Below are 15474 nucleotides of genomic sequence, written 5' to 3'. Positions count from 1 at the left end.
GGTCGGACGGGCATGTCATAAGCTATGCGTGCTCCCAGCGACACGAGCTAGCAAGACCAGGCTCCCATCGTCTAGCGGCCTAGGACTCCGCCCTTTCAAGGCGGCAGCGCGGGTTCGAATCCCGTTGGGAGCACGCAGGAGCGGTACGGTAGTGTGCAGGACAGCAAGATCGAGCAGTACAGCATGGCCCTGTGGCGCAGTTGGTTAGCGCGTCGCCCTGTCACGGCGAAGGTCGCGGGTTCGAGTCCCGTCAGGGTCGCAAGCGATGGGTGGTCCCTGCCTGCGGAGAGCGCAGGCGGGATCGCTTGCCGCGGTTTCTGGGGGGCGACCCCCCAGACCCCCACGGTGCGGTTGGTGCCGGGACCAGCGTGGTCTAGCTGGTACGGGTGCTGGCGCACCGGTTTGGTTTTCGGGGGGGTAGTGGTTTGGCCAGGTAGCTCAGTTGGTACGAGCGACCGCCTGAAAAGCGGTAGGTCGGCGGTTCGACCCCGCCCCTGGCCACTGAAGGCGCCCGTCCGGGATTTCCCGGGCGGGCGTTTTTTGTTGGCGTGGGACTTGGGAAGTGGCTTTGGTGCGGTGGGGAGCGGGGAGCGGGGAGCGGGGAGTGGGGCCGTGGGGGCGCGAGGGGACGTTGTGGAGAGTGATGTGGGACACGGGGCGCGGGGAGGGGTGGGGGTGTGGGGTGATCTTGGGGGCGGACTGGGTGGTCGCTATGTGGGTGCGGGGGGTGGTGGGGTGGTGGCGGTGGGTTGTGCGGGGTGGGGTGCGTGTGGGCGGGGGGTGGTTCGGGTGTGATGGGAGTTACTTTTGTTACGGAAAGTGGGCGTACGGTGTGTGGTGGGAAGGTGGTGGGGTGGGGGCGTGGGGGGTTGATTGCTTGCCGGTGGGAATGTGGTGGGGGTGGTTGTGCTGGTGGTGGCGGGTTTCGGTGGGGATGGGAAATGGGTTCGCGGGGGATGTGAGTCCGGTTTGGATATTTCGGGCGCTGCGCGGACAGTGAGATCGGGGGCGGGGGGTGTCGTGGGTGCGGTGCGGGGGTTGGCAGGGGTGGTCGAATTCGCTGCGGGCGTTTTCACGGTCGGTGACAAGTTCGCGGGGCCGGGCAGGGCGTGCCACCTGCGGCGGAGGGTGGGTCGGGGGCGGCTGAGCTGGTGGCGGACGCGTCTCGGACATTGCTACGCAGAGTGTCGCTCTTGCGCCCATCAACTGTTCAGGGTCCCCCACAGGCGCGTTCTTGCCTCACGGTGCGTGTAACGGGTGCGTGGAAGCGAACGAAAGACGAATCGCGGCCAGGGTCTTCTCGGACACCGGCCCGCTCCACCACCGCCAGCGGCGGGCGGTCTCGCCACCGTTCGCCCGGTGGTCCCTGCCCGAGTGCCCGACCCAGGGGATGCACGATGCGTGACGAGGTCGCTTACCCGCACCGCGGGGTGCAGTCTGCCGCGGGCAGACCGGCACCGCGCCGGTCGGCCGCCGTGCGCTCGCTGCCCGCCGGGGAGCCGTCGCTGCCCCCGGTGTCGGGGTGGGAGCCGCGGTACCGCGCGGCCGTCATCCTCTGGGACCTGGTGTCCGTGCTCGTCGGCGTCGTGGGCGGCGGCGGGTTCGTGCAGTACCGCATCCACCCCGACGACCCGGTGATCGGGGAGGTCGGGGTCACCGTCTTCGCCGTGCTGGTGCTCTCGCTGCTGGTCAACCGCGCGTGGAACACCGCGGCGCTGGGGCAGGGCGCGGAGGAGTTCCGCAGGCTCGGCCGGGCGTTCCTCACCGGCGCGGTGGTGCTGTCCATGGGCGGGCTGCTGTTCGACATCGCCCGGCTGCGGCTGTGGGTCTTCCTCGTCATCCCGGTCACCGCCGTGCTCGTGTTCACCTCCCGCTACACCCAGCGCCGCGTCCTGCACCGCAAGCGCCGCGAGGGCCGCTGCCTGCTGCCGGTGCTGGCCGCGGGCAGCACGCACACCATGCGCGACCTCATCGCCCGCACCCGCGGCTCGGCCCACCTGGGCTGGCGCGTGGACGCGGTGTGCACCACCGACGGCCGCGGGCCGGGGCACTCCGACCACCTCGACGGGGTGCCGGTGGTGGGGCGCATCAGCGACCTGGCCACGCACGCCCGCCGCGGCGGCTACCGCATCGTCGCCGTCACCCCCGACCAGCACTGGACCCCCAAGCGGTTGCAGCAGCTGGCGTGGCGGCTGGAGGGCAGCGGCGCGGACATGGTCGTCGCCCCCGTGCTGATGGAGGTCGCGGGCCCGCGCCTGCACGTCGACGGCGTGCTCGGCATGCCGCTGCTGCGGGTGAGCGCGCCGCAGTTCACCGGCGCCCGGCGCGTGGTCAAGGACGTGTTCGACCGGCTCGGCGCGCTGCTGCTGCTGGCCGTGGCGTCCCCGGTGATGCTGGCGATCGCGCTGGCCATCGCCGTCGACAGCCGCGGCGGGGTGTTCTACCGGCAGCGCCGGGTCGGCAAGGACGGCCGCGAGTTCACCATCGTCAAGTTCCGCACCATGGTCACCGGCGCGCACCGGATGGTCACCGGGCTCGCCGAGCGCAACGAGGGCCACGGCCTGCTGTTCAAGATGCGCAAGGACCCCCGGATCACCCGGGTGGGCGGGGTGCTGCGCCGCTACTCCCTCGACGAGCTGCCGCAGCTGTTCAACGTGCTCACCGGGTCGATGTCGCTGGTCGGGCCGCGCCCGCCGCTGCCGGAGGAGACCGCCCGCTACGCCCCCGACGTGCGGCGGCGGCTGCTGGTCAAGCCGGGCCTGACCGGGCTGTGGCAGGTCAGCGGGCGCTCGGACCTGCCGTGGGAGGAAGCGGTCCGGCTGGACCTGCGCTACGTCGAGGACTGGTCGCTCGCGCTGGACGCGGTGATCCTCTGGAAGACCGTCCGGGCCGTGCTCAGCGGCCACGGCGCTTACTGAAGAAGGCAAGGGAATGGACAGCAGCACGCGGCCGGTCGGCCTCGCCGTGATCGGCGCCGGGTACTGGGGCCCCAACCTGGTGCGCAACGCCCAGGCCACCGAGGGCGTGCGCCTGCGGTACCTGTGCGACCTCGACGCCGAGCGGGCCCGCCGGGTGCTCGGCGGGTACTCCACCGTCGCCGTCTCCGACTCCCTCGACGCGGTGCTGGCCGACCCGGAGGTGGACGCGGTCGCCATCGCCACCCCGGCGGCGACGCACCTGCCGGTCGCGCTGGCCGCGCTGGAGGCGGGCAAGCACGTGCTGGTGGAGAAGCCGCTGGCGGCCACCTACGCCGAGGGGGCCGCGCTGGTGCGCGCCGCCGAGGAGCGCGGGCTCACCCTGATGCTCGACCACACCTACTGCTACACCCCGGCGGTGGCGCACCTGCGCGAGCTGGTGCGCTCCGGGGGTGTCGGCGACGTGCAGTACCTGGACTCGGTGCGGATCAACCTGGGCCTGGTGCAGCCGGACGTCGACGTGCTGTGGGACCTGGCCCCGCACGACCTGTCGATCTTCCTGTCGATCCTGCCCGATGGCGTGCGGCCGCTGGCGGTGGCCGCGCACGGGTCGGACCCGATCGGCGCGGGCCGCGCCTGCGTGGCGCACCTGACCATCCAGCTCACCGGCGGCGCGATGGCGCACGTGCACGTGAACTGGCTGTCCCCCACCAAGATCCGCACCATGGTCATCGGCGGCTCGGCCCGCACGGTGGTCTGGGACGACCTCAACCCCACCCAGCGGCTCTCGGTCTACGACCGCGGCGTCGACCGGGCCGCGGCCGACGAGCTGGCCGAGGGCGAGCGGCGGCAGGCGATCATCTCCTACCGCACCGGCGACATGGTGGCCCCGGCGCTGCCCGAGCGCGAGGCGCTGCGGGCGGTGATGGCCGAGTTCCGCGACGCCATCACCGAGCGCCGCGCGCCGCTGACCGACGGCCGCTCCGGGCTGCGCGTGCTGGCGATCCTGGAGGCCGCGTCGGCGAGCCTGGCCCAGGGCGGGGTGTTCCTGCCGGTGCTGGGCGACGAGTCGGGCGAGGCCGACCTGGCCGCGGGCGACCACGCCGAGGGCGCGCTGCTGTGACCGCGGGCGAGGCGGTCGCCGCCGGTGGGGCGGTCGACCGCGCCACCGCCACCCCGCTCCGGCTGTCCTTCGTGGACGGTGTGCGGGCGCTGGCGGCCGTCTTCGTCGTGGTGCACCACATCTGGTTGACCACCTACCCGGACTACCCGCGCGACACCGGCCCGGCCTGGGCGTCGTGGATGGTCTACGGCCACCTCGCGGTGTCGGTGTTCATCGTGGTGAGCGGCTTCTCGCTGGCCATCGCCCCGGCACGCCGCGACTACCGGCTGGGCGGGGTGGGCCGGTTCCTGCGCAGGCGGGCGTGGCGCATCCTGCCGCCGTACTGGGCCGCGCTCGCGCTGTCCGCGCTGGTCTTCGGCGTGGTGACCCCCGCGTTCACCGGGCACCTGGTGTCGCTCAAGGGGATCGTCGTGCACGCGCTGCTGCTGCAGGACGTCGTCGACGCGCCGCGGCCCAACGGGGCGTTCTGGTCGATCGCGATCGAGTGGCAGATCTACTTCCTGTTCCCGCTGGTGCTGCTGGCCCGCAGGCGGCTGCCCGGGTGGGCGGTCGGCGCGCTGGGCCTGGGCCTGGTGGTGGCCGCGCAGGTGGCGTCGGCGCAGGTCGAGGCGCTGGACGGGATCCGCAACCTCACCCCGCAGTTCTTCGCGCTGTTCGTCTTCGGCGTGGTCGCCGCGGAGGTCGTGCGCTCCGGGCTGCGGGTGCCGGTGCTGGTGGGCGGCCTGAGCGCCGCGTGCTTCGCCGGGTTCGCCGCGCTGGCCTTCGTCCGCGGGCCCGTGTGGGTGGACGCGCACTACTTCGAGATCGACCTGCTGGTGGGCCTCGGCGTGGCGCTCGCGCTCGCGCTGATGACCGCGGGTGGGTGGTCCCCGCTGTCGGCGGTGTTCGCCAGCAAGCCCTTCCGGGTGGTCGGCCACTTCTCCTACAGCGTCTACCTCATCCACCTGCCGGTGCTGTGGCTGGTGTACCACTTCTTCGTCACCCGGGTCGTGGACGACACCACCCGCCGGTTCGCCGTGCTGCTCGTCGTGGGCGTGCCGCTGGTGCTGGCCGTGTCGTACGCGTTCCACCGGGCGTTCGAGCGCCCGTTCATCGACAACCGCTCGTTCGCCGAGCTGCGGGCCGCGCGAGCGCGCCGCTAACCCAGGACTCGTAGTGCAGAAAGGGAACACCTGATGTCGGACACCCCCGGTTCGTCGGCGAAGGCCCAACCGATCACCGGACAGCGCGCGCTGGTCACCGGCGGCGCAGGCACCATCGGCTCGGCCGTCGTCGACCAGCTCCTCGACGCCGGTGCCGCCGAGGTCGTCGTGCTGGACAACCTGGTGCGCGGCCGGATGGCCAACCTCGCCCAGGCCCAGCGGCACGGCGACCGGCTGCGCGTCGTCCAGGGCGACATCGGTGACCGCGCGCTGGTGGCGGAGCTGACCGACGGCGTCGACCTGGTGTTCCACCTGGCCGCCATCCGCATCACCCAGTGCGCCGAGGAGCCCCGGCTGGCGCTGGAGGTTCTGGTGGACGGCACCTTCACCGTGCTGGAGGCGGCCGCGGCCGCCGGGGTGAAGAAGGTCGTGGCGTCCTCGTCGGCCTCGGTGTACGGGCTGGCCGAGGAGTTCCCCACCACCGAGCGCCACCACCCGTACAACAACGACACCTTCTACGGCGCCGCCAAGGCGTTCAACGAGGGCGTGCTGCGCAGCTTCAAGGCGATGTACGACCTGGACTACGTCGCCCTGCGCTACTTCAACGTCTACGGACCGCGGATGGACGTGCACGGCCTCTACACCGAGGTGCTGATCCGCTGGATGGAGCGCATCGCCGACGGCAAGGCGCCGCTCATCTTCGGCGACGGCGCGCAGACGATGGACTTCGTGCACGTCCACGACATCGCCCGCGCGAACCTGCTGGCCGCCCGCGCCGACGTCACCGACCGGGTGTACAACATCGCCAGCAACCAGGAGACCAGCCTGCTCGGCCTGGCCCAGGCACTGCTCGCGGCGATGGACTCCGACCTCGGCGTCGAGCACGGCCCGGAGCGCAAGGTCAACGGCGTCACCCGCAGGCTGGCCGACATCTCCGCCGCCGCGGCCGACCTGGGCTGGAAGCCGGAGCTGGGGATGGCCGACGGGCTGCGCGACCTGGTCGCGTGGTGGCGCGCGGAATCCGGGCGTTGAGCCCTTTCCCGGCCTGTTCCTCGCACTCCGGGTAATCGTCCCGCCGCGCTGGCGTGACGTCAGGAAGTGACGAGAACAACGCTTTCCACAATACCTTTTCCACGGTGTAACAAACGGTTTCAGCAGGTCGATGCGGTCCATACGGGACCGTGTGCGGTCCCGGGCCGCGTGCGGGCGGTTCGGTTTTCCCGGGAGGAGTCGCTGATGCGCGGCATCGGCATGTGGTTCGGCAGGCCCGGACCAGCGGTGCGGAGGGCGGTCTCCCGGGTTGCGGCGGCCGCGGTGGCCGCGGGTGCGGTGGCGGTGCCGGTCGTGGCGTTCGCCCCGGCGGCGGCCGCCGCCGCCTGCGACGCGCCGGTGACCAACAAGGTCGCCTGCGAGAACACCAAGGCGGGTACGGCCAACTGGCAGGTCGCGGGCATCGACGACTCCATCGCCGGGTACACCACCGACATCAGCACCAACGTCGGCGGCACCGTGGACTTCAAGGTGAAGACCGACGCGAGCAGCTACTCGGTCACCATCTACCGGCTCGGCTGGTACGGCGGCCTCGGCGCCCGGCAGGTGGGCCAGGCCCTGCACGTCGGCGTGCAGAACCAGCCCGCGTGCCTGGTCGACGGGCCGACCCAGATGGTCGACTGCGGAAACTGGGGCGTCTCGGCCAGTTGGCAGGTGCCCGCCGACGCCGTGTCCGGGTTGTACTACGCCGTGCTGCACCGCAACGACACCGGCGGTGAGAACGAGGTCCCGTTCGTGGTGCGCGACGACAGCAGCACCGCGAAGGTCCTGTTCCAGACCGCCGACGCCACCTGGCACGCCTACAACCGCTACGGCGGCAACAGCCTCTACACCGGCACCGGCCCGGGTGACGGCGGCTCCTCCTACGGCGTGAGCTACAACCGCCCGATCACCGGCGGCGGCGAGGAGAACTACATCTTCAACGCCGAGTACCCGATGCTGAAGTTCATGGAGGCCAACGGGTACGACATGACGTACTCGACCAACGTCGACAGCGCCCGCCGCGGCCAGCTCATCAAGAACCACCGGGTGTTCCTGGCCGTGGGCCACGACGAGTACTGGTCGGCCGAGCAGCGCGACAACGTCGAGGCCGCCCGCGACGCCGGGGTCAACCTCGCCTTCTTCACCGGCAACGAGGTGTTCTGGAAGCACCGCTGGACCAACTCCCTGGACGCCTCGGGCACCGCGTGGCGGAACATGACGATCTACAAGGAGACCAAGGCCAACGCCAAGATCGACCCGTCGGCGCAGTGGACGGGCACCTGGCGCGACCCGCGGTTCAGCCCGCCGTCGGACGGCGGCCGCCCGGAGAACTCCCTGCTGGGCAACCTGTTCACCGTCAACGGCCGCCGCGACGACTCGCTGAGCGTGCCCGCCGCCTACGGCAAGATGCGGCTCTGGCGCGGGACCCCGCTGGCCACGATGACCTCCGGCAGCTACACCTTCCAGCCCGGCACGCTGGGCTACGAGTGGAACTCCGTGGAGGAGAACGGCGCGCAGCCCGCGGGCGTGGCGCAGCTGTCGCGGACCACGGTGACCATGGACGGCTCCTACGTCCTGCAGAACTACGGCGACGTCTACAAGTCCGGCACCAAGACGCACGCGCTGACCCTGTACCGGGCGCCCTCGGGCGCGCTGGTGTTCGGCGCGGGCACCGTGCAGTGGGCGTGGGGGCTCGACGACGAGCACGCCTTCCGCACCGACATGCCGACCTCGGACATCCGCATCCAGCAGGCCACGGTGAACCTGATGGCGGACATGGGCGTGCAGGCGGGCACCCTGCGCACCGGCACCGGCCTGGTCGCGGCCTCCGCGAGCACCGACACCGCGCCGCCGACCGTCGCGATCAACTCGACGACCAACGGCACGGTGGCCCAGTCCTACACCTTCGGCGGTTCGGTGAGCGACGCCGCGGGCAAGGTCGCGGGCGTCGAGGTCTCCGTCGACGGCAGCACCTGGCACGCGGCGAACTGGACCGCGGGCACGACCACCTGGAACTACACCTACACCCCGCCCGCCTCCGGCACCGCCACGCTGCGGGTGCGCGCGGTGGACGACTCGGCGAACCTGTCGGCCGTCGTCAGCCGCGCCGTCACCGTCAACACCCGCACCTGCCCGTGCTCGATCTGGGCGAGCACCGACGTCCCCACCACCCCGGCGGCCAACGACGTGAGCGCGGTGGAGCTGGGCGTGAAGTTCACCGCCGCGACCGACGGCTACATCCGCGGCGTGAAGTTCTACAAGGGCACCGGCAACTCCGGCACGCACACCGGGTCGCTGTGGAGCGCCACGGGCCAGCTGCTCGCGACCGGCACCTTCGGCGCCGAGACCGCGACGGGGTGGCAGACGCTGGCCTTCCCGACCGCGGTGGCGATCACCGGCGGCACCACCTACGTCGCCTCGTACCACACCGACACCGGCCGCTACGCCGCTGACCAGGACTACTTCTCCAAGGCCCCGATCAGCGTCGAGCCGCTGACGGCGAAGCAGAGCGTGGCCGGGGACGCCAACGGCGTCTACCGCGTGGGCGCCTCGGGTTTCCCGTCCGACAGCTACCGCGCCACCAACTACTGGGTCGACGTCGTCTACGCGCTCGACCCCGGCCCGGACACCCGCCCGCCCGCGGTGGCGAGCACCTCGCCCGGCAACAACCAGGGCAGCGTCACCCTCACCGCCCCCATCTCGGTCACCTGGGACGAGCCGGTCACGCTGTCGTCGGCGGTCGTGGCGGTCAACGGGCCCAACGGCGGTGTCTCCGGGTCGCTGAGCCTGTCCAGCGACCAGAAGACGGTGACGTTCACCCCCGCGCAGAACTGGGCGGGCGGCACCAGCTACTCGGTGTCCACCCGGGCCTACGACCTGGCGGGCAACGCGCCGCAGAACTACACCTTCTCGTTCAAGACCGGCACCCCGCGGGCGAGCTCCTGCCCGTGCTCGGTGTGGGACGACTTCGCCGTGCCCGCCACGGCGTCGGTCAACGACGTGTCCGCGATCGAGGTGGGCACCAAGGTCCGCTTCGACGTGCGCGGCCAGGTCACCGGCGTGAAGTTCTACAAGGGTGACGCCAACACCGGCACGCACACCGGCTCGCTGTGGGACGCCTCCGGCAACCGGCTCGCCACGGGCACCTTCGCCAACGAGACGGCCAACGGCTGGCAGACCCTGCTGTTCTCCTCCCCGGTGAACGTGCAGGCCAACACCACCTACGTCGTGTCGTACTACGCCCCCAACGGCCGCTACGCCGCCACCGGCGGGTACTTCTCCAAGAGCGCGGACTACCAGTCCCTGCACGCGGTGAAGGACGGCACCTACGGCGGCAACGGCCTGTACCGGTACGGCGCGGGCGGCGGGTTCCCCACCGGCACCTACAACGCCACCAACTACTGGGTCGACGTGCTGTGGACCGCGGGCGCCAACGGCGACACCACCCCGCCCACGATCGTCTCCCGCACCCCGGCCGAGAGCGCGACCAACGTCCCGCTGAACTCCCCGGTCACGATGACCTTCTCCGAGCCGGTGGACCTCAGCTCGGCGCAGTTCTCGATGACCGACCCGGGCTGGGCGAAGCTGGGCGGCGCGCTGACCATCTCCGCCGACCAGAAGACGGTGACGTTCACCCCGAGCGCGCCGATGGTGGGCGGGTCGTACTACCTGATCAGCATGCGCATCGCCGACGCGAACGGCGTGCTCATGACCGGGGCGTCGCTGTGGAACATCTGGCCCACGACGACGGCGACCTGCCCGTGCTCGCTGTTCAGCGCGGCCACCACGCCCACCGTGGAGTCGGCCAACGACACCAGCCCGTACGAGCTGGGGGTCCGGTTCACCGCGGCCACCGGCGGCTACGTCAAGGGCGTGCGCTTCTACAAGGGGTCGCTGAACACCGGCACGCACACCGGGTCGCTCTGGGACGCCGCGGGCAACCAGCTGGCCACGGGCACCTTCGCGGGCGAGACGGCGACGGGCTGGCAGACCCTGCTGTTCGCCACCCCGGTGCCGATCACCGCGGGCCAGACCTACGTGGCTTCGTACACCACGACCGTGGGCCGCTACGCCGCCGACTCCGGCTACTTCAACCGGACCAGCGTCAACAGCCCCCCGCTGGCCGCGGGCTCGAACCCCAACGGCGTCTACCGCGTGGGCTCGGGCTTCCCGAACAGCTCCTACGGCGGCGCCAACTACTGGGTCGACGTGCTGTTCGACCAGAACCAGTAATCCCGACCAGACACCGGAGATGACCACCATGGCGACGCAGGAACGACGGCTCGCGGTGGTCGTCTCCGGTGTCACGTTCGACGGCGTGCGCGGCACCGAGCGCCACCTGGCCCACCAGCTCACCACCCACGCCGACGTCCTGTGGGTGGACCCGCCCGTCTCCCCGGCCACCCCCGCCCGCTACCGCGGCGTCGCCCCCGGCGCCCGCCCGTGGAAGCCGGCCCTGCGCGACATCGGGCCGGGCCTGCACCGGCTGACCCCGGTCGCCCTCCCCGGCCTGACCCGCCCCGGCATCCGCGGCACCACCTGGCCCCTGGTCCGCGCCCAGGTCCGCGCCGCCCTGCGCACCCTCGGCCGCACCCCCGACGCCGTCATCGCCTGCTCCTTCGACGACGTGCTCGGCCACTGGGGCCCCGACACCCGCAACGTCCTCTACGGCACCGACGACTGGGTGGCGGGCGCGCGCCTGATGAACCAGGACACCGCCCGCCTGCTGGCCGAGGAGCGCCGCGCCCTGACCGCCGCCGACGTGGTCTTCGCCGTGGGCCCCGAACTCGCCCGCCGCTGGTCCGACCTCGGCGCCACCGCCCACGAACTCCCCAACGGCTGCGACCCGGACGCCTACGCGGGCGCCACCCCCCGCGACCTGCCCCCGGGCTTCCCCACCGTGGTCGCCGGACTGGTCGGCCAGCTGTCGGCCCGCATCGAGATCTCCCTCCTGGAAGCCGTCGCCGACTCCGGCGTCGGCCTCGTCCTGGTCGGCCCCCGCGACCCCGCCTGGGAACCCCAGCGCCTGCGCGTCCTGCTGGCCCGCGCGAACGTGCACGCCGTGGGACCGGTCCCGTTCGAGGAGCTCCCGGGCTGGCTCGCCGCCTTCGACGTCGGCCTGTGCCCCTACGCGGACACGGAGTTCAACCGCGCGTCCTTCCCCCTGAAGACGCTGGAGTACCTGGCCGCCGAACTGCCGGTGGTGGGCACGGACCTGCCCGCGCACCAGCGGTTGGTGGCGGAGGGCGCGGACGTGCTGCTGGCGCGCACGCCCGCGGAGTTCGCCGCGCGGGTGGAGGAAGCGGCTCGGTCCACACGGGAGCGCGGGTTGCGGCGGGAGGTCGCTCGACGGCATTCCTGGGCGGAGCGGGCGCGGGAGTTCGCTGGGCGGTTGGGGTGGGTTCCGGTCCACTCGTGATCGGTGGTTGCCTCGCCTGCGGCTTCGGCTCGTGAAAGCCCGGTCGTTTTGTGGCGGGCTCGATGCGGTGGACCTGTTTGGGTGGGGCCCCTACGGCGATCATGAGCTGAGAGAGCGGGAAAAGCTGGGGCGAAAAGAGCCCCGCTCAACCCGTGACAGGGTAGCTCATGATCGCCTTCCCCACCCAAACAAGTCCGCCGCATCGAGCATGTCCGAAGCCGGGCTTCCCGCTGCGTAAGTGGTTGCGCCGTGGGCAAAGAAGGAGAAGCGGGAAGGCGCGTGTCTGGCGGCGTGAGCCGGCCAGCCCGAGTTGTCCACAGCCCGTCCGCGGGGATCGAGTTTTGTCGGTCCCCGCCGGTAACGTTGAAAACAGGGGTCCCCTTGCCCGGGTTACCCCCGCGCCAGCGTGCATGACGAGGGCACCAAGGCGACCACCCCGAGAAGCCGAGCCTGGGCGGCAGGTCCTGCCCGGTTGGGTGGATTCGCTTGGTCGGGGGTGACGATCATGTGCTACCCAAACGGGACGGGCGGGCATCTTTTCAGCCCGCCTTTTCCCGCCCGACAGCACATGATCGTCATAGGGGCCCCGACCAAGCGGATCCACCCAACCGGGCCCACCACCCAAGCCCCCGCTTGTCCAGAGCCTCGCGCAGCGAAGAACCGGCGCAGCCGGCCAAGCCCCGCGCAGCGGAAGGCAGAGCGCAGCGGGAGGAAGGGGGGCAGCGTGCAACGTTCGACGGGCCAAATCCGATGACCCGGGTGAGTCGCCGGTCTGCGCGGCGGTCTCGCACCAGTCTAGGAGGACCCTGTGATCCCAGTCATGCGCCCGTTGCTCGGGGAGGAGGAGGCCGCCGCCGTCGCCGAGGTGGTGCGGTCGGGGTGGGTGGCCCAGGGGCCGCGGGTGGCGGAGTTCGAGGGGCGGTTCGCCGAGCGGGTGCAGGCGGCGGACGCGGTGGCGGTGTCCTCGTGCACCACCGGGTTGCACCTCGCGCTGCACGTGCTGGGGGTCGGGCCGGGGGACGAGGTGGTGGTGCCGTCGTTCTCCTTCATCGCGACCGCCAACGCCGTGCGGTACTGCGGGGCGACACCGGTGTTCGCGGATGTGGACCCCACGACCGGCAACGTCACGGGGGCGACGGTCAAGGCCGTGCTCACGCCCGCCACCAAGGCGGTCATCGTGGTGCACCAGGGCGGGGTGCCCGCTGACGTCGCGGAGGTGCGGGCGTCCATCGGGGACGTGCCGGTCGTGGAGGACGCGGCGTGCGCCGCCGGGTCCACTCTGCACGGTGCGCCGGTGGGGGCCGGGGTGCACCTGGCGGCGTGGTCGTTCCACCCGCGCAAGCTGATCACGACCGGTGAGGGCGGGATGGTCACCACCGACGACCCCGAGCTGGGGGCGCGGCTGCGGCGGTTGCGCGAGCACGGCATGTCGATGTCGGCGGCGCAGCGGCACGCGGCGAAGGGGCCGGTGCTGGAGGACTACCTGGAGACCGGGTTCAACTACCGGATGACCGACATCCAGGCCGCGATGGGGCTGGTGCAGCTGGGCAGGTTGGACGGGATCGTCGAGCGCAGGCGGGAGCTGGCGGCGCGCTACCACGAGCTGCTGGCGGAGGTGCCCGGGGTGCGGGCGGTCACCGACCCGGCGCACGGCACGACCAACTACCAGTCGTTCTGGGTGCTGCTGGGCGACGGGATGCCCGAGCGCAACGCGGTGCTGGCCGGGTTGGCGGAGGCGGGGGTGTCGGCGCGGCGCGGGATCATGGCCGCGCACCTGGAGCCCGCGTACGCCGGGGACGGCGCGCCGGAGCTGCCGGTGACCGAGCACCTGACCGCGCGGTCGCTGATCCTGCCGGTGCACCACGACCTCACCGAGGACGAGCAGCAGCACGTCGTCAGGTCGCTCGCGGTCGCGGTGCGGGCGTGAGCACGCGGCCCCTGCTGCTGCTCGGCGCCGGGGGGCTGGCGCGCGAGGTGATCGCCGCCGCCCGCTCGGTCGACGACGTCAAGGTCGTCGGCGTGCTCGACGACAACCCCGAGCGGCACGGGCACGACCTCGACGGGGTGCCGGTGCTCGGCGGTACCGAGCTGGTGCACGAGCACCCGGACGCCGGGGTGCTGGCGTGCATCGCCTCGGTGGCCCGGCTCGGCGCCCGGCAGGCGGTCGTGGAGCGGCTGGGGTTGGCCGACGAGCGCTGGGCGCGGCTGGTGCACCCCGCGGCCACCGTGGCTCCCGGCACCGAGATCGGGCGCGGCACCGTCCTGCTGGCGGGCGTGGTCGTCACCGCGCCGGTCGCGATCGGCGCGCACGTCATCGCCATGCCGCACGGGCTGGTCACCCACGACTGCGAGGTCGGTGACCACGTGACCCTCGCCGGTCGGGTCGCGCTGGGCGGCGGGGTGCGGTTGCTGCGCGGCGCCTACCTGGGGCAGGGCGCCCTGGTGCGCGAGTACCGGACCGTCGGGGAGGGCGCCGTCGTGGGGATGGGGTCGGTCCTGCTGCACGACGTCCCCGCCGGGGAGACCTGGGTGGGCAACCCCGCGCGGAGGCTGCGGTGAAGGTCATCGTCTACCCGCACGCCATGGAGCTGGGCGGGTCGCAGATCAACGCGGTGCAGATCGCGGGGGCGGTGCGCGACGCCGGGCACGAGGTGCTGGTGGTGTCCGAGCCGGGGCCGCTGGTGGCGCGGGTGCGGGCGCTGGGGCTGCCGCACTTCGAGCTGCCGCTGGAGCGCGGGCGGCCGTCGAAGCGGGTGGTGCGGGCGCTGCACGCGCTGGCCACCAGCGGCGGGGTCGACGTCGTGCACGGGTTCGAGTGGCCGCCCGCCGTCGAGGCGCTGACCGCCGCCACCGCCGGGTACGCCACCGTCGCCACCGTCATGTCGATGTCGGTGGTGCCCTTCTTCCCCAAGTCCGTCCCGCTGATGGTGGGCACCGAGCAGATCGCGGCGGCCGCGCGGGCCGCCGGGCACGCCAGGGTCACCCTGCTGGAACCGCCCGTCGACACCGAGCAGGACCACCCCGGGGCCGTCGACACCGCGGGCTTCCGCGCCGAGCACGGGCTCGACCCGCACCTGCCGCTGGTGGCCGTGGTGAGCAGGCTCGTCCCGGACCTCAAGCTGGAGAGCCTGCTGGCCTCCTGCGCCGCCGTCGGCGCCCTCAACGCCACCGGCACCCCCGTGCAGCTCGTCATCGCCGGGGACGGCCCGGCCCGCGACCAGGTCGCCGCCGCCGCGGCCGCGGCGGACGCGCGCGCGGGCAGGCGGGTCGTCGTCCTCGCGGGCGAGCTGGCCGACCCGCGCCCGGCCTACGCCGCCGCCGACGTCGTGGTGGGCATGGGCAGCTCGGCGCTGCGCGGCATGGCCTTCGGCAAGCCGCTGGTGGTCGTCGGGGAGGACGGGTTCAGCGAGCTGCTCGACGAGTCCAGCGCGGACCTGTTCCTGCGCGACGGGTTCTTCGGCCTGGGCCCCGGCAGCCGGGGCGCGGGCGTGCCCGCGCTGGCCGAGGCGCTGCGGGTGCTCGTCGGCTCCGCCGAGGCCCGGGTGCGGCTCGGGGAGTGGGGGCACAAGCTCGTCGACTCCCGGTTCAGCCTGCACCGCGCCGCCGGGATCGTCCTCGACGAGTACGCCCACGCCCTGTCCCACCGCCCGTCGCGGCAGGTCCGGGCCCTCGACGCGGCCAGGACGGCGCGCGGGGTGCTGGAGTACAAGGTCACCCGCAAGCTCGCCAGGTGGCGCGGCAGCCACGCCACCGACGACGCCAACTCCAAGCAGCAGTTGGCCAAGCTCCACGAGAGGAAGCCGTCATGACGGTGCCGAATTCTCCCACCCACCCGGCCCCCCC

9 protein-coding genes and 3 tRNA genes are annotated in these 15474 nt (G+C 72.4%); all 12 read left to right on the top strand.

From position 1 onward, the window contains the following. Positions 1 to 60: 60 nt before the first annotated feature. The 12 genes from BJP25_RS25405 to BJP25_RS25350 all read left to right on the top strand — a co-directional run bounded on the left by BJP25_RS25405 (position 61) and on the right by BJP25_RS25350 (position 15440). A tRNA-Glu gene (locus BJP25_RS25405) sits at positions 61 to 133 on the top strand. A gap of 52 nt (positions 134 to 185) precedes the next feature. Continuing rightward, positions 186 to 259, top strand: a tRNA-Asp gene (locus tag BJP25_RS25400). A gap of 168 nt (positions 260 to 427) precedes the next feature. After that, positions 428 to 501: transfer RNA gene (locus tag BJP25_RS25395), tRNA-Phe, on the top strand. An 896-nt stretch (positions 502 to 1397) separates the two neighbouring features. Next, positions 1398 to 2918, top strand: a complete 1521-nt coding sequence (locus BJP25_RS25390; protein ID WP_084794494.1) for a sugar transferase — start codon at positions 1398 to 1400, stop codon at positions 2916 to 2918. 13 nt (positions 2919 to 2931) lie between these two features. Then, entirely contained in the window at positions 2932 to 4038 is a 1107-nt protein-coding gene (locus BJP25_RS25385; protein WP_075977477.1) for a Gfo/Idh/MocA family protein, read from the top strand. After that, the gene (locus BJP25_RS25380) at positions 4035 to 5180 is read left to right on the top strand and encodes an acyltransferase family protein (protein ID WP_084794492.1); all 1146 of its coding nucleotides are present in this window, start codon (positions 4035 to 4037) and stop codon (positions 5178 to 5180) included. Before BJP25_RS25385 ends, BJP25_RS25380 begins: the two co-directional genes overlap by 4 nt. A gap of 33 nt (positions 5181 to 5213) precedes the next feature. After that, on the top strand, positions 5214 to 6212 hold the full coding sequence (locus BJP25_RS25375) for an SDR family NAD(P)-dependent oxidoreductase (RefSeq protein WP_075977476.1): 999 nt from the start codon (positions 5214 to 5216) through the stop codon (positions 6210 to 6212). A gap of 204 nt (positions 6213 to 6416) precedes the next feature. Beyond that, on the top strand, positions 6417 to 10445 hold the full coding sequence (locus BJP25_RS25370) for a DUF4082 domain-containing protein (protein WP_233158248.1): 4029 nt from the start codon (positions 6417 to 6419) through the stop codon (positions 10443 to 10445). A gap of 19 nt (positions 10446 to 10464) precedes the next feature. Further along, positions 10465 to 11631, top strand: coding sequence for a glycosyltransferase (locus BJP25_RS25365; RefSeq protein ID WP_075977475.1), 1167 nt, complete (start codon positions 10465 to 10467; stop codon positions 11629 to 11631). Positions 11632 to 12451: 820 nt separating this feature from the next. Next, positions 12452 to 13558, top strand: coding sequence for a DegT/DnrJ/EryC1/StrS family aminotransferase (locus BJP25_RS25360; RefSeq protein ID WP_075977474.1), 1107 nt, complete (start codon positions 12452 to 12454; stop codon positions 13556 to 13558). After that, on the top strand, positions 13555 to 14190 hold the full coding sequence (locus BJP25_RS25355; RefSeq protein ID WP_075977473.1) for a NeuD/PglB/VioB family sugar acetyltransferase: 636 nt from the start codon (positions 13555 to 13557) through the stop codon (positions 14188 to 14190). Before BJP25_RS25360 ends, BJP25_RS25355 begins: the two co-directional genes overlap by 4 nt. Beyond that, positions 14187 to 15440, top strand: a complete 1254-nt coding sequence (locus BJP25_RS25350) for a glycosyltransferase family 4 protein (protein WP_075977472.1) — start codon at positions 14187 to 14189, stop codon at positions 15438 to 15440. Before BJP25_RS25355 ends, BJP25_RS25350 begins: the two co-directional genes overlap by 4 nt. The last annotated feature ends 34 nt before the right edge of the window (positions 15441 to 15474 follow it).

The sequence above is a fragment of the Actinokineospora bangkokensis genome (genome assembly GCF_001940455.1).
Taxonomy (GTDB): Bacteria; Actinomycetota; Actinomycetes; order Mycobacteriales; family Pseudonocardiaceae; genus Actinokineospora; species Actinokineospora bangkokensis.
This window is presented reverse-complemented; position numbering and strand designations above follow the sequence as displayed.

Bases quoted from the DNA above. Each gene is read 5' to 3' on its own strand.
- BJP25_RS25360 (WP_075977474.1), top strand. From the start codon at position 12,452: ATGCGCCCGTTGCTCGGGGAGGAGGAGGCCGCCGCCGTCGCCGAGGTG.
- BJP25_RS25390 (WP_084794494.1), top strand. From the start codon at position 1,398: ATGCGTGACGAGGTCGCTTACCCGCACCGCGGGGTGCAGTCTGCCGCG.
- BJP25_RS25385 (WP_075977477.1), top strand. From the start codon at position 2,932: ATGGACAGCAGCACGCGGCCGGTCGGCCTCGCCGTGATCGGCGCCGGG.
- BJP25_RS25365 (WP_075977475.1), top strand. From the start codon at position 10,465: ATGACCACCATGGCGACGCAGGAACGACGGCTCGCGGTGGTCGTCTCC.
- BJP25_RS25370 (WP_233158248.1), top strand. From the start codon at position 6,417: ATGCGCGGCATCGGCATGTGGTTCGGCAGGCCCGGACCAGCGGTGCGG.
- BJP25_RS25375 (WP_075977476.1), top strand. From the start codon at position 5,214: ATGTCGGACACCCCCGGTTCGTCGGCGAAGGCCCAACCGATCACCGGA.